Origin of the sequence: Gimesia panareensis (assembly GCF_007748155.1) — a bacterium.
Lineage (GTDB): Bacteria > Planctomycetota > Planctomycetia > Planctomycetales > Planctomycetaceae > Gimesia > Gimesia panareensis.
This window is the reverse complement of the sequence record NZ_CP037421.1, coordinates 4,947,539-4,966,716: the sequence shown is the minus strand read 5'-3', so window position 1 is coordinate 4,966,716 and position 19,178 is coordinate 4,947,539. Positions and strand designations below refer to the sequence as shown.

Genomic DNA, 19,178 nt, shown 5'->3' with positions numbered 1-19,178 from the left:
TTTCGTGTGGTTCGTGACTTTCGTGGTAGTATAAAAAAACTACAGCCCCCGACGCGTTTCGAGATGCCCTTCCAGGAAGCTGAGCTGTACCGGGGGGCCGGTCTCTTCCGGTTTCCAGCCTGCTTTGATCGCCTCCCTGATCAGCGTCTCGACCAGTTTCGGCGTAATCAGCAACTGGTCCACCGCGCCATACTCGATGGAATAACTGCCGTTTTCAACGATGACGTTCTGATCGTCAGAGATCACAATCTCCAGCTTCTTCCCGTTACCGGGACTGTGCTGTACCACCAGGACCATAAACCCCGAGTCCCGTGAGGGGCTCCAGCGGTATTCCCGGTCATCGACGACGATCTTGCGTGAATTGCGTCTGGATAATGTCATTCAGTTTTATTCTGTTTCAAGGCGTTGAAATTTACTGATCCGGTTTCCCATCCGCAATGGTCAGCAGGGTCTTAAGAAGCTCTTCATCAATGTTGTCCATAATCATTCGGGCTCGACCATCGCACGAACCGACATAATAAACGCCGATCGCAGGTTGCCCGTTGACGGGTGGGTTCTCGGAAAATCCGCCGAACTTCGGTAGCTTCTTGCCGTCGAAATGAATATCTTCCGGTTTGGTCCACGGGATGTCCCGTTTCGCTTCGACGATCGCAATCGTATTCGAAGTGCCGTCTGTGATATCTTTGAAAGACACGCCCTGTTTATTTCCAAATGCTGTGCCGTCGCCTGTAACCGCAAAGTAGCAGCTGTTTGCTGGTTTATCGGAATTCGGATGACTGAAAACCGGAACCACAGTCTCGGCGATCTTAAGATTATGCTCGCTGTCCCAGGGCTCATTCATCCGGTATTTGTCATACAGCGCCTGCTGATCAAGATAGGGCAGCAGTTCCACCCGCCAGCTGTGGGGCGTCTTTCCGTCCGGTCCCATCACGACTGCAGGAGGAAAGTGGTGATATCGATCGTGGTAATTGTGCAGCGCCAGCATGATATGCTTGATGTTGTTCTTCGAAACGGAGCGACGGGCCGCTGCACGGGCCTGGAGAATTGCGGGAATCGTCAGATCCACCATCTGGCTGAGCAGGTCCTGCTTGAATACGCTCTTAAACGTCACTCGAGAGTTGTCCTGGGTGACCTGTGTCTCCGTAAAGACTTGCTCTAACCGTTTGAGATAGGATACTTCTTCCGGTCGCAGGGGGCGATTCAATTTCTCACGTGTGGTCTGAAACTGACGGATCATATTTTTCCCCAGCAGTAGCAGACCCTCGAGAGACTGCTTGAGCTGTTCGCTGTTGTTGTTCTGCTCGAAGAGCAGTTCCAGGGAAAGACCTTTTTGCAACGTAATGCCGAGTGTGGCGATTTCCGTGTTCTGCCAGATAGGAGCGATCATCGGCCAGGCGGGTATGCGCTGGGTCAGCGGTTGGATCAAGGCTTCTCCCAGCCGACTCCGCAGGGCCTGCATGTTAATGCCCCCTGCTACTGAGGCGGTCGCGACGGGCGCCAGCCGTTTGCTCCAGACCCGATTGTCCCGATTCTGCAACTGGTCAATGATTGTTTTGACTCCACTGGACCTGTCCGAAATGAGAAACGAATCTTCATCCAGAAAAACGAGTGTATCTCCATCGTTCGATCCCTTGGTCAGCAGTGTTTTTCCCTGGAATTCTGTTTCCACCAGCGGGGACTTCGAGAACAGCTGCTTCATCTGCGCCTGGTTCAGTTTCTCAATCGTCTCAATTAGAAACACATTCTTGAAGGGAGTGCGACCGCTCTCCCCCGGTTCCTGGAATAAAAAGATCATCGTGACTGCTTTGACATCGGTGGGCATCAATCCCAGGGATCCCTCTCTGAAATTATGGGGCTGGTCTTTGAGCAGCAGTTCTCGAATCGGTTTGATCACAGGTTCCGCCAATAGCTGGGCAGGGCGAAATGCAATCACCCCCAGGGCCTCTTCCGGCACCAGGTCCAGGCGGAAAGGCTCCCGTATTGCCGTCTCGTTATCTTCTGCCCTTAGCTGAAGAGAGGAAAACAGACAACAGATCAGCACCACAGCAGGCAGGAAGAGAGACAGACGGGAACGGTGCCGAATGGAATAGAGAGCGCACTTCATAAAATTCTCCGCGGATAGATCGATCAGATATGTTTACGTAACAGACGTGCATTGAATCGAGTATAGAGCGGCAGAGAACAAATGCCAACCGGGAAACCGAAAAATGCAGAGTGCTCCGAAGCGTCAGACATCCGCGCGCGCGACCACTTCTGTGATGAGATCCCGAAACGAGGGCCAGCGTTGTTCGTGATCACCGATTTTCGCGTGACACAGAATCGCTTCATGTTCGAACTGGATGATCGGGCAATCCTGCGCGTCATTCATCGCGTTGAGATCAAAGCAGAGTGGATCATAGTCGATTGCAGAACGACCAAAGGGCACATAGCCGGCCGGGAGCAACGTCGCTGTCAGCACCGGATCCCGCAACAAAGTCGCCTCCAGACCCTCCAGATCTGGACCCGGTGGATTGGCCCGCAACACCAGGCTTCCCAGGTCCACCTCCAGCCACCGCCAGTGCAGCACCAGTTGTTCGTAGAGCTGTGGGAGCGGTCCCGGCAGTTTTTGATAGAGCGGCTCCAAAGCAGAAGCTTCGGTTTCCATCCGTAAGGGGAGCCACCGGCCCAATTCACTCCAACTGTCCCAGGTCTCAGTTGACTGGGGCACAAGCATTTCCTGTGGCGCGTCATCCGGTGCGAGCAGATCGTCGAAGCGCCCGAAACAATCGACAAACTGATTCAGTAAATTCGCATCTGACTTATGCCTGCTCATCAACGACTCCGCACCAGATTCCCGATCCAGCCGACGCCTGCGGGGAACTCTCTTTCTTCGAACGAATTCGGATTGATGCTCCATTTGCCGGCGATCTCCATCACGTGTTCTTCATCCGGGGAACACAGGTCTGTGCGCTCCCAGTACGTCTCAGATTCTGCTTCGGGGGAGGTGTCATCAAAGTACTGATAGCCGAGTTCGATTTCTCCTGACGTTTTGTCTCCCCGGTTGGCGTAGGTCTCCGAGTCTGCATAGGCAAAGGCCCGGATTTCCTTTCCCTCGATGAAACGGGCCCAGGAATGAGATTCGGAAACCCGGTGCGTACAGAAATATTGGACTTCCCCAAATTCTTCTGAAAGCCGAGAGAGTAACGCCGTGAATTCACTGGAGTCTGCTGCGGTGTAAAGAGTGGGCAGGTCCACTGCCAGTACAAAGACCCAGCCATCAACCACAGGTGTCACAAAAGTGTGATAGTGATAGGCAGCAATACAGCCTGTGTGCCAGTTAGCAGGTTGAACATTTTCCATATCGAGTGATTTCAGTACCCGCTCTGCGTCATCCGATTTAACAGCCAGCCATGACATTTTATAACCAAACGGGACCGGCTGATCAGGAGTCGTGTCAATTTCATCGAACAGCGACTCCAGTGGCTTAGGGGCAAGCAGAGAACCGACCGTTCGATGACGTTTGCGGAACAGCCAGAGATAGACGATAAAAATCGACACCGGGAGAACGAAGAGAAGAACGTATTTCATGATGTTTATTATTCGTCGGAAAGCGAACTCTCAACGGATCAGTACGGTACAGACTACTGGTGGGGGAACAAGCCTTTCTTTATTCACCCTGCTCATACTTGCGGACCTGTTTTCTATTTTCCCAGACACTCACACTGGTTCCCGGCGGAAAATCGAGTTGGGTAAACTGCGAAGCGTTCACCTCTGGATTCAACTCAACCGATTGCACATCGTAGTCCAGCCGCCAGGCGAGGACCTGTTGATCGTCTCTACGTAATTGTGTCGAGTTATAGCGTTTGAAGGACGCCTTCTGCGGGTACCAGATACCAGGCGCAACCTCCAGCCAGTCTTCCACGACCCCTTCCGCAGTCGGCTGGAAATTGGAATCACGATTATGAAAACTCAGGATCTGCACGGGGATCAGGTTCCGATCCTCTGCCAGCCAGAATTCGCGTCGCGTGCGTGCGCGTCCGTCCTGGTCGAGAATCTCCATCCGCACGCGGGTGCAGGGGTGTCCCCGATATTCCACGGAGTCGAGGACCTGCGTGCGGCTGGTGTACCTGCGTTTGTTAGAGGTTTCTCCCAGAAAAGTACGAACTGCTTCTGGTCCCTGCAGGCAGGTCGAAAGCGGAATGCCTGTCGGCCAGACATTCAGAAGCATGTGTGGTCGTGCCAGGTGGGACACCTGGGGAATACGATCTGTGATCAGACCATAGGCTTCCCGCGACTCTTTCTCTGTGGGAAACAGGCTCTCATTGAAAATCCGGCAGACGTGACCGTTACTGACCTCCGTCCGGATTTCCGTCCCGGTTTTGGTCCGATTGGGTTCCGGTTTCTTTTCAGGAGAAGAGATGCCCCCTCCCAGTCCGCCTGAGATGACTACGAACTCTCCCTGCTCCCGCATCTGTTCGCGAAACTGTTTGCCCTCGACCGTCAGAGAGATCTCAGCGACCCGCTGCGCCCGTTCCTTATCCGGCACCAGAAACAGATTCAGCTCATCGGTGTGCGTCCGCGTCAGCTTGAGTTTGAGATTCTGATACAGGCGTTCGTTGTCCTGAATCGCCTGAATCAGTTTTGTCAGATTCTGCTGCGGTTCAGACTTCGCTTCTGCCCCCTGAACTGATTCCGGCAGTACGATCACTGCCAGCAGAACAGTTAACAGACCGGCAGACGACAGAGATTGTCGTAACACTTGCATTGAGAAACTCCCGCTTTCAGGTGCTGTTGAAATCGCTTTCGAGATTCGATTATACAAAAATTCAGTGAATATGACACGTTTTTCTGATCGGAAATAGGCGGAACACACAGGCTTTTCTCCCTCAGTCTCCCTGTTTACCCGCCACGAACGGAAAAATATTTCAAGTTTGTTAATCGTTATAATCGATATATCTTAACGAGGGTGTACTTGCGCTCTTTCTCTATCAGCACTCTTTCCTAAAGTCAGTCATGGGGGATGACCTTGAAAATCGGCGATGCTTCCGGCCTCAGCAGTCTGCTGTCGCAGAAACAGGACAAGCGAAATCAGGACCACGCGGTTCAGAACATTTTCAGTGCGATGCTGGACCAGGTCGGGCGGCAGGGGTACGTCTCTGCCGAGACAACCGACGCCGAGCCTCCCACGGTCGAAAGCCTGCAGCGTTCCTGGGACAGCTGGTTCAACAGCGAACGGACCGGCCGTTACAGCCAGGTGGAAAAACCCGATGAACTCAAGCAGTCCTTCGGCAACATTATCGTCCGCGCACACAACGAAGGGGGCTATGTCGATCCCAAGAGCTTCCTGAAAAAACTCTCCCGCGAAGAGCTGGAGGTCGTACAGAAAGTGCAGGGGCTGGCCGATCCCATCGATGTCGACGGGCTCTCCGAAGAAGGCGCCCTGAACCTGCTGCTCCCGGGAGCAGCCCAGGTCGATCTGAATCAGGATGGCTTCACCCGCACCGGCGCGGCCTATGGTCTCCGCTTTCCCAACAGCAACACACCGGCGGAAGTCGTCGCCGCCTGGGATGAAGCCACCAAAGACATGGACTTTGGCCAACTGGCCACTGCCCAGATGCAGATGATGCTCCCCCTCCTCACGGCCAACATCGAAGTCGACGAAAACGGGCAGTTCGTGCGTCAGTATGAACCGGGCGACCCGGAGTTCAAAAACCCGTTTGCGAACGCAGACTTTTCCTACACGTCCGCCGTCAAAAATCAGCTGGATTCCCTGGAAGCACAGAAAAACGAACTCCCCGCTGACAAATACGAGAGCCAGAAATCGTTCTGGAGCAAATTACAGCAGTCGCTGCAGAGATACGGCGCGAACTAACTTCGCAGACAAATCAGTTCGAGCGGATGCTTTCTTTCTGATATAGAACCCGGTGATTCGTTTCAAATGCGTTTTCCATCACCTGGAAATACCACTCGGGTGAAAGACCGAACTGCTGTTCCAGATGGGCAAAACACTCCTGGAATGCAGTATGCCCTTCCAGAATTTCATAACGTCCCTTGTCGGTCGTGAAGCGGAGTGCGACTTCATCGTAAACCATCAGGTCAATTTTACAGGTTTCGATGCGCGTGACCTGTGACCAGCGAAAGCCCGGGACCACCGATCCATCCCGCAAGCGAAAATCGATACCCTCGGCGGCACTCAGAAAGTTGACGATATCCCGCTTCCGCGAGAAGAGTTTGGCGATGATCTGGACGAGTCGACTTGTCATTGGCGTTTCCTGAATCGGGCGATGGGAGGCTCTCACCGCTTTGAGAACACAGGAGACATGACAGTTCAGGACTGTTATTGGTTCACACTGTCCCTCTCCGGTAACAGGATTGTCCAGGAGATGGATGTCCGGACCGGCTTTGTGGATGCTCCCCTCTGAATTCCAGGGCTTATTCCTGCAACGCATTTCCGTCGACGACGATCCCTTTCGGAAAGTCCAGTCGGGTAAAGATGTTTTCCGGGAGTGTCGGATCTAGCTCGACCGATTTGACTAGAAGTGGTTTCATAACTTATTAAGTAAGGTGAACACGCACGCGAGTTGTGCGAATCCTAAAAACAAATGACTGTATCGTTCATATCGTATTACCAGACGACGAAAGTTGAACAGCCAGCTGATGGTGCGTTCGACTTTCCAGCGGCGTCGATATCGCCGCAGAGCACGCCCGTCTTGCGTCGCTGGTTTCACACGGTTCTTGCGATGCGGACAGATCAGCTCTATCTGCCGTTCCGCCAGCTCTGTGCGCAGGGGATCGCTGTCGGCCGCACGATCATAAATCAGGCGATCGGGGTCGCGTGGCAAAACTCGCTGGTCCAGCAGGGATTCAATCAGCTTCACCTCTGCCGGAGAGGCACTGGCACGATCCAAAGCGAGAGGGAGCCCGTTTCCGTCGACCAGCAGCATAAGCTTGGTTCCCTTTCCCCGTTTTGTCTTTCCGACATCGGCGCCCCTTTTTTTGCGGGGCAGAATGTGCCATCCCCGAATGCTTCCGACCAGACAACCAGCTTCCGGCGGTCTAAGTGTTCGAGCAATCGCTGCCACGCTTCCAGGAAGACACCGTCTTCGGTCCATTCCTTGAAACGCCGCCAGCAGGTGCTGGGAGATGGTAAAAATGTTGGTAAATCTTTCCATCGGGCACCGGTCCTTAATACCCAAAGGATTCCTTCGAGGCACTCGCGGGGAGCCACTCTGGGCCGCCCTCCGGCTGCGTTTACCGGTGGTTCTGGAAACAGATCTTTGATCAGAAGCCATTGCTCGTCCGAGAGTTGTGGTTTTGGTTCCGTCCTGGACCCGGTAATGTTGCGACCTGTGGCAGGTCGTGACACGCGGGTCATGGTCATAATGAGACCTCCTTTCGAGGGAGGTACTCGTACAAATACTATACCAAACTGTTCACGTAGTTTTGGGTTTTGAAACTACCTCTAGATATTCTTCACGCCAGCCGACCTGTTCTTTGTGCAGCTTGATGTAGGCGATCCAGTTCAGGCGGTCCTGGTGGAATTTCCGGGGAAACCAGACACCGGGACGCAATTCCTGCCATTCGTCAACCAGGGCTTCACTTTGGGGCAGTGTCTTTGACCTGTTCGGCTGATAGATGACAACCCGGGCGGGGATCAGATTCCGCTCGCGGGCCAGCCAGAGAATGTATCTGAGGAAATGCTTGCCCTTTCGGAAGCGATCGATCTGGACTTTGAGGCACTTCAGTTCCTGGAATTCTTCTTCGCCCAGCAGCTGTATCTGACAGGTTGTACCATCGTTGTAATTGGGCAGGCCAGGCGAGTCGATGATCGCAGGCTGCCCTTTGAACCAGGTTGACAGCGGAATCCGTGGCCCGCGATTCAACAGCATCATATGCGGCCGCAGTAAATTATCCATCCGTTCGTGTTCGTGCGAGATGGAACCGTAACCTCCCTTGCGTCCCTCGTCACTGGTGAGGCCGGGGGAATGCTCATATTGATGTAACTTGCGCAGTGTTTCTCCGTCGTATACCTGACTGGTTGCCTGGGTACCATTGTTGAAATGATTATAAGGCTTGTTGGGCGGGACGATATAACCCTGTCTGAAACGCCCCCTGGTCTCTTTCTCCTGACGGTGATTCTCGCCCTGCACAATCAGCGTGAGATCGGAAATTTGTCGCGCCTGGATGTCGGGATCAACGGGAGCCGGAGGGTGCTCGTAGAGCAACTCCAGCTTGAGCTTGAGATTCCGGTACAGCCCTTCATTGTGTTCCAGTTTTTTTATCAGCGTCTGCAGTTGAGCGGATTTCCCGGTCTGGGGCTCATCTGCCCGGACGTTACCTGACGCAACCAGGATGAGGATCAGGCATCCCGAAAACAAAGCGGGGCGCATGGTAGACATCGGGGAACTCCTTTCAGAAATATGTTGCATCGGCTGAAAGCGGGAAAGCACAGTGGGGGAACATTCCTGTCATTCTTTTTTCGCTGGTTTCTGTTCCTCTTCGCCGACTTTGTATTTACTCTGCTTATGATCTTTACGGACTCTCACCGTGGTTCCCTGCGGGAAATTCAGCTTCGTAAAGACCTGCTGCTGCACCTCGGGATGGAGCGTGACCTGTTTGACGTTGAGATGCCTCCGCCAGTCGAGTTCGTATGTTCCATTATATTTATATAAAACGAAATTGTAGTGATCGATGTGAGCTTTCTGGGGGAACCAGACACCGGTTCCCAGCTCCTGCCATTCGTCGATGAACGCTTCTTCAATCGGCTTTTCTTCGGATAATTGGTCACGATACGTGATAATTTTCACCGGAATCAGGTTCCGCTCGTGTGCCAGCCACAGGATCTGTTTTGCGAAACGGACATCGCTGTCGTTCAACTGTTCGATGACGACCTTCGTGCATTTCAGTCCCTGAATCTCCCCGGTCCCTTCAATCTGAACTTTGACCTGGAAGGGCTGGGGATACGGCGGAAGTCCCGGATAATTGACCATCGCTTTCTGTCCGCTAAGGTAGTTCGAAAGTGGAACATACGGATAACGCAGCTGCAGCAGCATGTGAGGCCGCGCGAAGTTATCCAGTCGCTTGGGCAAATCTGAGACCTCTCCCCGTTTGCTCTGGGTGCGTTTGCCGCCAGCGAGGACAGACTCATAATCAGTTTCATTGAATCGGCGGTAAGTTGTTCCATCAAACATGGACAGCGTGGAATCCCTCCCCTCGATGAAAAACTTCTGGTTTTTCTGATTCCGCTGTGGCATCACTCTGAACTGGCCGGCCTTAGTTTCCTCTTCCCGGAACTTCTGGCCCTGGACCAGGATCGAGTATTCGGTCCTGTTTTCCACCTTCCATTTGGGATGAGCATTTCCGGGAGGCTGTTCATAGCGCTCCTGCAACTTGAGTTCCAGATCCTGGTAGAGCGCTTCGTTTCGTTCCAGTTCTCTGATCAGGTTCTGTAATTTGCTGTCCGCTTCGGATTGTTTCGCCGACTCTGGGGCGGCTGACACGGAGACCGGAATCAGCAACAGCAGGACCGGGATCAGGCGGGATGTCTTTCGGATCAAACATAAAGGCTGCAGGCATTTCACTGTCTGTCCTCCTTTTCACTGAATGTTTACTGCTCCAGGTCGATCACCGTGCAGGGAATCCCGCCGAAGTGTAAGGCGACCTGTTTGTAGTCTCCGTTGGGAATGCACCATTCCACCACCATCTGCGTTCCCGGAGGTTGCTCGTAATCGTCGAAAGTAATGTTCCCTTCCGCATCGACCCAGAACAGGACGTCGTTGAAGAAGCCTTCGATATAGTCTTCGTCGGCTTCCGATTCCTCTTTCCCCGGGGGGCTGAAACCGTAATCGTCCAGGTCAAGTTGTTCGCGCTGCAGAACCAGGACCCTGGTGTATTCCTGATCATCATCAGGGAACGTCGTTTTCCGATCCACCACAGCGACCGGCACATAAGTCTCCGGGTTATTCATGGCTGCCTTGAACTGATCCTGGTATTTCGACAGTTGCTGTTTGAGCTCCTGCTCCTCTTCGGTCATTTCTTTGGGTGTGTAAGGTTTGCTGCATCCGGATAGGAGCAGTGTGATCAGTAACAGAGAGCAGAGCAGCGCCTTCATAGGTGAATCATTCCGTGACTGTGAAATGGAAATGATCCTGGTCATCCCATTTCTGATGAGAGGAAATTAATACCACTCGGTTTCAGGTCTGAGTCGTATCTCGTAGCAGAGAGATCCAATGATTGAATTTATATACATGGAGATCAGTTGTTTATAACCCGCGATTGTATAGTAGGTTGTTGAGAAATGAAAACACTTTTTCAACAGGAAATCCCGCACAATTCATTCAATCGCAGATTCGCACGTGGATCGCTTCTGAATCTTATGGGAAAACGCAGAGAAAATCGCGCATCTGTGAAAATGGTGTAGACTTAGTGTTGGAGAGTTTAAAAATTTCCAGAAAGAACATCGTCATGCAGCTCACGCAGCATCGAAATTTACGATTGCCTCATGTTCAACAGCGTTCTGGTGCCGTTTCCGTCGAGATGGCCATTGTCGCTCCCTTCTTCTTTCTCCTGATTTTCGGTCTGGTCGAATTTACCAGGATGGGCATGGTCAAACAGGCCCTCACCGATTCTGCCCGGGCCGGCTGTCGCAAAGCAGTTCTCGTCGGCACCATCACCACCTCTGACGCGGAAGCCGTCATCCGCAATCATCTGCAGACCACGATCGCCAGCGCTAATGATGCCAGCCTCTGCCGCATCAGTTTTGACCCGGCCCAGCTGGAAGGGCTGGAATCGGGCACCACCATCACTGCTACCGTCGAAGTGAATTACGCCGACGTTTCCTGGATTGTTCCCACCTTTCTGAATAAGACTGTCCTGCGAGGCCAGTCAACCATGAAACGGGAATGACCGCTTTCTGAAAACACAATTTACCGGAGAAACTGAATCATGCTCATACATCGCAAGACGGTTTTGGCTCAGAACTCCTCTCAACGCAAAGGCGTCGCGGCAGTGGAATGTGCCCTGGTGGCACCACTGCTGGTGCTGATTACCATGGGCGCTATCGACTCCGGGCAGTTTGTCAATATGGCCCAGGTGGTTAATGATGCCTCTTATGCGGGCGCACGACAGGCCTCACAGAATACAGCCCTCAACCAGTCCGAAGTCAGAGCAACTGTCCTGAATTACGTTGCCCAGCAGTGTCCGCATATCTCGGCCACGCAACTGGACAGTGCCATCACGGTCAATGTCTACCGCAGTCTGAATGTATCACTGCTCGGAGGTGATTTAACCGCAGTTTTAAATGGTGACCTCACTACGATCCTCTCGGGGGAACCGGTGGCGGTGCAGGTGATCTTTCGCTATGACTCGGTGCGCTGGTTAAACGGCTTTCCGGGACTGGGTGGCAGATCACTTGAGACGACCACGTTCATGCGACGTGAATGATCTTTGGATCAGACAGAGTGCAGATCGAGTAGACTCCATGTTAAGAGGGGAACAGAAATGCGTGGAAATCGGACATTGAAAACAACTGCAGGCCGTACGCGAAAACGCAAAGGAGCGATCGCTGTCTTCACAGCGGTGTTAATGGTCCCCCTGCTGGGCATGGTCGCGTTTACAGTCGACTATGGATACATCCTGAAAAAGCGGGCGGATCTGCAGCGGGCAGCCGATGCCGCGGTACTGGCCGCGGTCAGGGATCTGCTTCCCGATGCGGACGGCTATCAGGATCTGGCTCTCGTCAGGTCACGTGTCCGTGAATATGTCGCTTATAATCTGAAAGACATTCCGGATTTCGTCGTCCTCGATTCCGATATCCAGATTGGCCGCTACGATCCCTCAACAGTTTACGACAACTTTACGCTGCTGAACTGGGGAACGTTCGATACCGTGCGCGTCAAACTCCGCTTTGACGAGCAGGCCAACTCCCCCGTCTCGCTGTTCTTCGCCCGCATCCTGGGAATTAATGATTCCGCAGTCTCCGCCACTTCGACAGCGATCCTCCAGAAAGGCAGCCTGTTGACCCCCGGGGTCGGCGTGCTCCCCTTTACCATTCCCAAATCGGAATGGGACAACACCAAACTGGGGGATGTCTGGAGTATTTATGGCGACGGGCGACTGGAAGATAATATCGGAGCGACCATCCCCGGGAACTGGGGGACGCTGGATATTGGCGGGAGTCTGAACAGTACCGAGGATATGCGGGATCAGATTCTCAACGGGTTAAGGCAGTTCGACCTGGATGCCCTGCACGAACAGGGGCGAATTCCTTCCAATGAATATATCGACAGCAGGGTTCCGCTCAACATGAGCGGGGACCCCGGTCTTTCTTCCGGTCTGAAACTGGCAGTTCAGGCCATCGAGGGACAAAAGCGTCTGATCCCCATCTATGATTCAGCCGTCGGCGACGGCAGTCATGTGGATTTCCATGTCGTTGGCTGGGCGGTCTGTGAAGTCATCGATTCGCACTGGGGGGGAGATAAAAATACTTATCTGCGTATTAAAAAGTCGTATACTTACGATGCTTTGCTCAGGCCCCAGACCGACTTGAGCATCACCACCGACCTCGTAGAAGGGGCTTTCGCTGCGCCAGCCATGGTCGAATAAGCGTGACTATGGAGAGGGGGAGAGGCTGTGGGTGGGAGGCTTTGAAAGCTCTGGGAGGGGCATGATAAGCTCCCACCCTTTTTATTTGACAGTGATCCCGCTATCGTCTGCGTTATGCATGAGGATCCCCAATTCAGACAGTCACGCGCCCTCCGCGATCTGCAGTGGGCCATCGAAAGTCCCACGCTGATTACTGATTCCGCTGCCGACATCCAGCCTCCCCGCCTGCCGGACTTCGATCAGATCGACTTCCGGGAACTGGAATCGTTCCTGGTTCCGTATTCCCGCTTTCGCATCGGCGAGTATTTCGAGGGGCTGATTCTCTACTGGCTCGAACGGATTCGTGGTGTCAAAATCATCGCCCAGCATCAGCAGGTCTTTGAAAACGGGCAGACCGTCGGTGAAATTGATTTCCTGTTTGAAGACGAATCTGGCGTGCTGACGTACTGGGAGACCGCCGTCAAATTTTATCTCTATTTCCCCGCAGCCAACCGGACCGGCAGCCACTTTGTCGGCCCGAATGTCAAAGATACCTTCGAAAAGAAAATACACCGACTCTTCAAGCATCAGCTCCCCTTGAGTCAGCAGCATTATCCGGATGTGATCCAGCGCCGTGCCATGGTCAAAGGGTGTATCTTCTATCATCCCGATGATGAGCAACCCGGTGAATTACCAGCCAGACTCGTACCAGGGCATGCACAAGCCTCCTGGCTACGCTGTTCCGAGCTCTCCCGGCTTCTGGCTCCAGCACAGAACCCGCTGTTTCTCATCCGGGAAAAACCGGACTGGCTCTCCCCCGCACTCTGCAGCCCTGCGGATCCTGATCTGCTCTGCTATGACAAACTGCAGCACCATCTGGAAAACCATTTTCAAACGTCCCCTCGCCCCATTCTGATCAGCGTCTTAACCGAATAGGACTCACTCTGCCAGGAAATCGAGCGGGCATTTATCGTTCCCGATCACTGGCCGCACATCAGCTGAAACACAGCCTCGCTTTTTTCTCTCTGACTGCTGACTTACCTTGCTTTTAGAGTCGAGTCTGTTACTGTACGAATTGTGTGGTGGTATGGACAAATGTGTTGGTTGCTGCCTTTGATGAAATCGACAATGCGAACCGTAGCAGGGATGCGTATTTATGGCTCAATACCGAAAGCTGATCTTTTTTTTGATTCTGGGGCAGAGCTTTCTGATCTCAATTCATCTCGTGAAGGCACAGTCGAACCTGAAGTCCCCTCCAGTCGCCTCAGAAGATCCTTCGTTCCTGTCGATCCCCGTTACTGTCTCTGGTGAATCTCATTTCACTCTGGATCTGAAAAATGCCACAGTGAAGCAACTGGCGGTTGCCGGTAATGGAAAGGTGGTCGCTTTTACTTCGGGAAACAGACGCCTGACAGTCATTCTGGTCTCTGCTAAATCCCAAACTGATCCCCTGAGTCTGGATCGCGAGCCACTGATGTTGGCACTCACGCCTGATGGTTTGAGATGCGCTCTGGGGTACTCCGATGCGATTGAGATCATCAATCTCACCACGCGTAAAAAAGAACATACACTCAAAGTCGATCTCTCCCCCGGCGACATTCTGAAATTCTCCCCCGATGGGAGCGCTTTGTTTCGGGCCGGTGAAGGGCACCTGTTTCGTTATGAGAAAACGCAGGGCTATCCGGAGAAAAAATTGTGTGACTTTGACACCCCAGTCCGCAATCTGACTTTCTCGCCGAACAGCCGTCGTGTTGCGACCTCACATGCAGGGAACGTGGTCCACATTCGGGACGCTCAGACCGGTAACTCCCTCAGGAACTGGAACATTGTTGATCTGATCCAGGGGCTGGGATATTCAGCAGACGGGAAGGAACTCAACCTGCTGGTCCAGGGGAATGCACAGATCTGGGATGCGCAGAACGGGACGCTGCTCCGCAAGGTGAAACTTAAACAGCGGATGTTTATGCACCCGGACACGCCTCCCTGGGGAACAGGTGGTGCAGATGACCGCTCGTATTCCTCTGTCGAAAAGATTCCCGGAAAGCGGCGGATTCAAATTCAGTTTCAGTTCCACACGAATCCGATTCATGCGCGGGTCGCGAGCTCAGACGGCCAATTGTTCACCCTGAGAAGCAGGGACGGGAAAACAACGGTCGCCCCGGTCACTTCCATTCTGGGACAGAAACGGGAGCAGATCCAGGCGGAGTTAGAATCGTTGGGGGTGTCTGTCAGCCATTATTCTTCCAGCTTTAGAATCTATACCAATTCCCTGGATACCCGGATCGCAACACTGATCAACCAGTTGAATCCATTGGGCGAGGTGAGTGAACTCACCATTCGGGGACGGAAGATCGATCCGGAAGCACTCAATATACTCTTTCGCGGTGCAGGTATCCCCGAATTGACGCTCAACCACGCTACCCCCCAGACGCTGGAAGCGCTCTCCCGGAATGACAGACTGACGCAGCTGTATCTCAGGGACACTGACCTGCAGGACGAGTCTCTGGCTCCCCTGGCAGCACTGACCTCGCTCAGAGTTGTCTCCCTGACAGGTGCTGAGTTCACCGGAAGTGGGTTGAAATATCTGAAAAACTCGGCCGGCATGACCAGACTTTCCCTCAGCAGCACAGGTATCACAGATGCGAACATGCCCCACCTGAAAGTCTTTACTCAATTGCACAGCCTGGATCTCAGCCAGACCAATATTACTGATGCCGGCCTCGATTCGATCCAGAATCTGCACCGACTCAACAGGCTCTCACTGGGGTATACCAGCGTGACCGGGGCCGGTTTAACCAATCTGGCAAACATGCATGAACTGCAGGAACTCAGACTGCAAAAGACCAGGATCACCGAAGCGGGCCTGGAAGCACTCCGACAGCTGAAAAATCTGAGACAACTCGATTTGTCCAGCGCCAGCCTGTCAGCGAAAGCAGCCCGGCAACTGGCCGGTTGTCAGAATCTGCAATACCTGACACTGAATCATGCCGATCTGACGGACGATACACTGGCCGCCCTGGACAATCTGCCAAATCTGGAAACCCTCAATTTAAGTCAGACCAAAATCACGGGGGCCGGTTTCGCGAAACTGACGAGTCTACCTCATTTGCGGAGTGTAAGCCTCTGGAACAGTCAGCTGAATGATGCGGGATTGCAGGCACTCTGTCGGTTTCCCAGTATCAGTTCACTAAATATCCGCAGCACAAAGGTGACGGATGCAGGCTTATCCGCACTGGCACAACTACCGGGGTTATATAGCCTGGAATGTGCCTCGAACGCGATCACGGGGCAAGGATTGGAATTTCTGGCGGCAACGCCTCGTTTAAGTACATTGGATTTATCAGGGACCGCGCTCAACGACTCGGCTGCAGCGTACCTCGGGGCTGCCCGCAGTTTGAGCAGTATTAATTTAAGCGGTACGCAGGTGGGGGACCAGACTCTACAATCGCTGGGAAAACTCCAGAGGCTTCAGTCGTTGGATCTGACCGAATCCAGGGTGACCGATGCGGGCAGAGAGGCGTTCAAGTCCTTATCTCGTCTCTCTAGTCTCTCTCTGAAGGGGACCGCAATCAGTGATGCTATGCTGGAAAACCTGGCTGGATGTCATAGTCTGAGACAACTGAATCTTGCTGACACTAATGTCACGGATGCCGGTCTGAAACCGATTTCAGGTCTGACCTCTCTGACGTCACTCGATTTGTCCGGCACAAAAGTCACCAGTGAGGGTATGAAGTCAGTCGCTCGCTTGTCCAAATTATATAACCTCTTCCTAACCAGGACTGCCATTGACGACAGGGGATTGGATAATCTTGCATCACTCACATCACTGATCAATCTCGGAATTCGTGAGACTGGTATTACAGGGGCAGGATTTCGACACCTTACGGCCTGCAAAGGTCTCTCCTCTTTGTATTTACCCGGTGTCAGAGTGACCGACGAGGATCTGGTACACATTGGCCAGTTCACAAATCTGTCGAGCCTGATACTCAGAGATACTCAAATTACGGGGGCCGGGATGAAGCATCTTGCTGACCTGCAACGATTAGGTTCGCTCGATCTAAGTCACACTAAAGTAGATGACACAGGCCTGCAGGCATTGTCAGGACTTTCAAATTTGACGTCTCTCAGGCTTCAGGGGACGCAGGTCTCCGATGCTGGAATCGTGCATCTGTCCGACATGAAAAAGCTGAGGACACTCGATCTGGCTTCGACTAAGGCCGGAAATGGGGCACTGCAAGTCGTAGGGACTTTACCCCTGCTGACGGAGTTAAATTTTAGTCAGACCAACGTGGAAGATACAGGCCTGCCCGCCCTGCAGGATCTCATTGAATTAAGAAGACTCTACCTGAGTGAGACCAGCATCAGTGATGCTGGCATCGCGTCCCTGGGTTCGATGCCCCAACTGCAGTCGCTCGATCTGTCAAAGACTGAGGTGTCAGATCAAATCGCAAACCACCTTCAGAAATATCCTCGTTTGGAATATGTGTCGCTGAGGGATACAGTGCTTACCGATTCCGGACTGGCAGTTTTGCTGAAAATACCTTCCCTGACGAGTCTTGATCTGAGCCGGACTCAGGTGACCAACGAGGGACTGAAATCACTTCCCCACAGAATGGGAATGCTTATTCTGAATGGAACGGACATCACAGATGCAGCCTGGCCGTACATTCTCAAATCTTCTCAGCTGAGATCCATTGGGATCGGTAACACGCGCTCCGGTCAAATGAATCTGCAGCAACTGCGCTCCTTGACAAATCTGAAATCAATTACGCTGGATCCAGGACTGCTCACTTCAGAAAATATTGAGATCCTGAATACACTGCCAGACCTGAAATCACTCTGGATTGCCGACTCTGAGATCAGCCTGGAACAGCTGAATCGCATCAGTCAGTTAAAACACATCACAGATGTGCTTTTTCGGTCTGTTTCCTTTCCAGACCAGGCGATTCAGCAACTGGGCAAGCTGGAACAGATTTCCTCCTTAACAATTCGTCAATCCAGTCTTTCCCGCCAGGCTGTCTCACAACTGCAGGGATCGCTCCCTCACTGTTCTGTCTATTACACACCTGAGAGATGATCCACTTGCGATTGAGAGCGAATTCCTTTCCTGGTTCAGTTAGCAAAACTTCAGCAGACTGGATTCACTGCGCTGATCTTGCCACTTCCGCTCTCTTTCCTTCTGATTTACTCCGGATCTGTGTATAATCCCGCACCGTGCCCGATAACGAAACTGCTGTGACTGAATCTGAAGAGACCTGAGACCACGATGGAAGATCACTGGATATTACGCCGGCGGGAGGATGAAGAAGGCTATCCCCGCAAGACGTTTAACGATCCCGACTCGGAAAACTATGAATCGCAGTTCCTGCGCGATAAAGCCCGGATTATTCACTCGTCCGCGTTCCGTCGACTGCAGTCGAAAACGCAGGTCTTCTCGCTGGGGGACAGCGACTTCTACCGCACCCGCCTGACGCACACCCTCGAAGTCGCGCAGATTGGTGCCAGCATCGCCTCACATCTTCGAGTCTCCACCCCTCAGGATCAGATTTCCACCCTGATTCCCTCTAACAGTCTGATCGAAGCCATCTGCCTGGCCCACGATCTGGGCCACCCACCTTACGGGCACGGCGGTGAATATGCGCTGAATCAATTCATGTATCAACATGGCGGCTTCGAAGGCAATGGGCAGACCCTGCGGATCGTCTGTCGCCTGGGCGAATTTTCGGAGCAGCATGGCCTCGATCTCACCCGCCGCACCCTGCTGGGATTGTTAAAATACCCCGCCACGCATGCCCAGGTTGCGAACTACGATCAGGTTCAGTCGCAGCAGAGCGAGTCCAGTTCGAAACTCGCCCTCTATAAACCGCCCAAGTGCATTCACGACGACGATGCCGACCTGCTCGAGTGGATTATTGAGCCCTTTTCTACTTCCGATCGCGCGGTCCTGACCGAAATCAAACCCAATCCGAAAGGGCACGCGAAAACGATCCGCAAATCCTTCGATACCTCGATCATGGAACTGGCCGACGACATCGCCTACGGTGTGCACGACCTGGAAGACGCGATCGCCATGGGGCTGGTTTCCGAAAAGATCTGGGCAGCCGAAGTCATGTCGCAGCTGCCCACCTTCACCGATGCCAGACTGGCAGACGTCATCACCCGCTACACGGAAAAACTGTTTTCCGGTTCGCACAAACAGCTCAAACACGGCATCAGTAACATCGTGGGGGGACTGATCCGCGACATTGAAATTCGGGACCTCGAGTCAGGCGAGCACGAGCTGATCCGCTATAACGCCTGCCTGAAAACAGACTCGGCTGCGATCCTGAATATTCTCAAAAACTTCGTGTTCAAACACGTCATCAAACAGCGGCAGAATCAGATTCTGGAACTCAAAGGGCAGATGATTGTCGAGAAACTCTTCCAGGCCCTGCTCGATAATCCGGAACGACTGCTCAAGCCGGATGAATTCGAAAGCTATCGGGCATCCGGTTCCCAGCGGATTCTCTCGGACTATGTTTCGGGCATGACCGATGTCTACGCCAGCCGGCTCTACAGTAACCTGTTTCTACCCCAGTCCGGATCGCTGTTTGACCAGCTCTGATCCCGGCTCCAGG

General features: G+C 53.1%; 17 protein-coding genes. 7 read left to right on the top strand and 10 right to left on the bottom strand.

Annotated features, from left to right (window positions below; genetic code table 11):
• Positions 1-39: 39 nt before the first annotated feature.
• The 5 genes from Enr10x_RS18425 to Enr10x_RS18405 form a co-directional block, all read right to left on the bottom strand.
• On the bottom strand, positions 40-381 hold the full coding sequence (locus Enr10x_RS18425) for a hypothetical protein (RefSeq protein WP_145450962.1): 342 nt from the start codon (positions 379-381) through the stop codon (positions 40-42).
• A 31-nt stretch (positions 382-412) separates the two neighbouring features.
• Complete coding sequence (locus tag Enr10x_RS18420; RefSeq protein WP_145450961.1) at positions 413-2,104, bottom strand: DUF1559 domain-containing protein; 1,692 nt, start codon at positions 2,102-2,104, stop codon at positions 413-415.
• Positions 2,105-2,227: 123 nt separating this feature from the next.
• A complete protein-coding gene (locus Enr10x_RS18415; RefSeq protein WP_145111079.1) occupies positions 2,228-2,812 on the bottom strand; it encodes a hypothetical protein in 585 nt (194 codons plus the stop codon).
• On the bottom strand, positions 2,812-3,567 hold the full coding sequence (locus Enr10x_RS18410; protein ID WP_145111076.1) for a hypothetical protein: 756 nt from the start codon (positions 3,565-3,567) through the stop codon (positions 2,812-2,814). The genes Enr10x_RS18415 and Enr10x_RS18410 overlap by 1 nt, the downstream gene beginning before the upstream one ends.
• A 79-nt stretch (positions 3,568-3,646) precedes the next feature.
• Positions 3,647-4,744, bottom strand: a complete 1,098-nt coding sequence (locus Enr10x_RS18405; RefSeq protein WP_145450960.1) for a hypothetical protein — start codon at positions 4,742-4,744, stop codon at positions 3,647-3,649.
• Between the two features lie 261 nt (positions 4,745-5,005).
• Between Enr10x_RS18405 and Enr10x_RS18400 the strand changes: the two genes are divergently transcribed.
• Positions 5,006-5,851 carry a hypothetical protein gene (locus tag Enr10x_RS18400; protein ID WP_145450959.1) on the top strand — a complete coding sequence of 282 codons (846 nt, stop codon included), beginning with the start codon at positions 5,006-5,008 and terminating at the stop codon, positions 5,849-5,851.
• Between the two features lie 13 nt (positions 5,852-5,864).
• Here Enr10x_RS18400 and Enr10x_RS18395 read toward each other — a convergent pair whose 3' ends face one another.
• From Enr10x_RS18395 to Enr10x_RS18375, 5 genes are all read right to left on the bottom strand, one after another.
• The gene (locus Enr10x_RS18395) at positions 5,865-6,242 is read right to left on the bottom strand and encodes a hypothetical protein (protein ID WP_145111067.1); all 378 of its coding nucleotides are present in this window, start codon (positions 6,240-6,242) and stop codon (positions 5,865-5,867) included.
• 282 nt (positions 6,243-6,524) lie between these two features.
• Positions 6,525-7,354, bottom strand: a protein-coding gene (locus tag Enr10x_RS18390; protein WP_390620441.1) for an IS5 family transposase whose coding sequence is annotated in 2 segments (ribosomal slippage) — positions 6,525-6,964 and positions 6,964-7,354 — 831 coding nt in all. Because the reading frame shifts where the segments join, the coding sequence is not laid out codon by codon here.
• 58 nt (positions 7,355-7,412) lie between these two features.
• The gene (locus tag Enr10x_RS18385; RefSeq protein ID WP_145450958.1) at positions 7,413-8,378 is read right to left on the bottom strand and encodes a hypothetical protein; all 966 of its coding nucleotides are present in this window, start codon (positions 8,376-8,378) and stop codon (positions 7,413-7,415) included.
• Between the two features lie 69 nt (positions 8,379-8,447).
• Positions 8,448-9,560: a LolA-like protein gene (locus tag Enr10x_RS18380; RefSeq protein WP_145111062.1), complete on the bottom strand. Its 1,113-nt coding sequence runs from the start codon at positions 9,558-9,560 to the stop codon at positions 8,448-8,450.
• 26 nt (positions 9,561-9,586) lie between these two features.
• Positions 9,587-10,090 (bottom strand): hypothetical protein, encoded by a 504-nt coding sequence (locus Enr10x_RS18375; protein WP_232093041.1) that lies wholly within the window; start codon positions 10,088-10,090, stop codon positions 9,587-9,589.
• Between the two features lie 353 nt (positions 10,091-10,443).
• On the opposite strand from Enr10x_RS18375, the gene Enr10x_RS18370 reads away from it, so the two are divergent.
• The 6 genes from Enr10x_RS18370 to Enr10x_RS18345 all read left to right on the top strand — a co-directional run bounded on the left by Enr10x_RS18370 (position 10,444) and on the right by Enr10x_RS18345 (position 19,165).
• Entirely contained in the window at positions 10,444-10,884 is a 441-nt protein-coding gene (locus Enr10x_RS18370) for a TadE/TadG family type IV pilus assembly protein (RefSeq protein WP_145111056.1), read from the top strand.
• Positions 10,885-10,923: 39 nt separating this feature from the next.
• The gene (locus tag Enr10x_RS18365; protein WP_145111053.1) at positions 10,924-11,421 is read left to right on the top strand and encodes a TadE/TadG family type IV pilus assembly protein; all 498 of its coding nucleotides are present in this window, start codon (positions 10,924-10,926) and stop codon (positions 11,419-11,421) included.
• Positions 11,422-11,478: 57 nt separating this feature from the next.
• Positions 11,479-12,582, top strand: a complete 1,104-nt coding sequence (locus tag Enr10x_RS18360) for a pilus assembly protein TadG-related protein (protein WP_145450955.1) — start codon at positions 11,479-11,481, stop codon at positions 12,580-12,582.
• A 114-nt stretch (positions 12,583-12,696) separates the two neighbouring features.
• A complete protein-coding gene (locus Enr10x_RS18355) occupies positions 12,697-13,497 on the top strand; it encodes a DUF1853 family protein (RefSeq protein WP_145450954.1) in 801 nt (266 codons plus the stop codon).
• 220 nt (positions 13,498-13,717) lie between these two features.
• Positions 13,718-17,638, top strand: a complete 3,921-nt coding sequence (locus Enr10x_RS18350) for a leucine-rich repeat domain-containing protein (protein ID WP_145450953.1) — start codon at positions 13,718-13,720, stop codon at positions 17,636-17,638.
• A gap of 189 nt (positions 17,639-17,827) precedes the next feature.
• Positions 17,828-19,165, top strand: a complete 1,338-nt coding sequence (locus Enr10x_RS18345) for an anti-phage deoxyguanosine triphosphatase (protein ID WP_145450952.1) — start codon at positions 17,828-17,830, stop codon at positions 19,163-19,165.
• Positions 19,166-19,178 lie beyond the last annotated feature (13 nt).

Excerpts from the sequence above, each read along its gene's own strand:
- Enr10x_RS18425 (WP_145450962.1), bottom strand. The coding sequence starts at position 381 with ATGACATTATCCAGACGCAATTCACGCAAGATCGTCGTCGATGACCGG.
- Enr10x_RS18420 (WP_145450961.1), bottom strand. The coding sequence starts at position 2,104 with ATGAAGTGCGCTCTCTATTCCATTCGGCACCGTTCCCGTCTGTCTCTC.
- Enr10x_RS18415 (WP_145111079.1), bottom strand. The coding sequence starts at position 2,812 with ATGAGCAGGCATAAGTCAGATGCGAATTTACTGAATCAGTTTGTCGAT.
- Enr10x_RS18410 (WP_145111076.1), bottom strand. The coding sequence starts at position 3,567 with ATGAAATACGTTCTTCTCTTCGTTCTCCCGGTGTCGATTTTTATCGTC.
- Enr10x_RS18405 (WP_145450960.1), bottom strand. The coding sequence starts at position 4,744 with ATGCAAGTGTTACGACAATCTCTGTCGTCTGCCGGTCTGTTAACTGTT.
- Enr10x_RS18395 (WP_145111067.1), bottom strand. The coding sequence starts at position 6,242 with ATGACAAGTCGACTCGTCCAGATCATCGCCAAACTCTTCTCGCGGAAG.
- Enr10x_RS18385 (WP_145450958.1), bottom strand. The coding sequence starts at position 8,378 with ATGTCTACCATGCGCCCCGCTTTGTTTTCGGGATGCCTGATCCTCATC.
- Enr10x_RS18375 (WP_232093041.1), bottom strand. The coding sequence starts at position 10,090 with ATGAAGGCGCTGCTCTGCTCTCTGTTACTGATCACACTGCTCCTATCC.
- Enr10x_RS18370 (WP_145111056.1), top strand. The coding sequence starts at position 10,444 with ATGCAGCTCACGCAGCATCGAAATTTACGATTGCCTCATGTTCAACAG.
- Enr10x_RS18365 (WP_145111053.1), top strand. The coding sequence starts at position 10,924 with ATGCTCATACATCGCAAGACGGTTTTGGCTCAGAACTCCTCTCAACGC.
- Enr10x_RS18360 (WP_145450955.1), top strand. The coding sequence starts at position 11,479 with ATGCGTGGAAATCGGACATTGAAAACAACTGCAGGCCGTACGCGAAAA.
- Enr10x_RS18355 (WP_145450954.1), top strand. The coding sequence starts at position 12,697 with ATGCATGAGGATCCCCAATTCAGACAGTCACGCGCCCTCCGCGATCTG.
- Enr10x_RS18350 (WP_145450953.1), top strand. The coding sequence starts at position 13,718 with ATGGCTCAATACCGAAAGCTGATCTTTTTTTTGATTCTGGGGCAGAGC.
- Enr10x_RS18345 (WP_145450952.1), top strand. The coding sequence starts at position 17,828 with ATGGAAGATCACTGGATATTACGCCGGCGGGAGGATGAAGAAGGCTAT.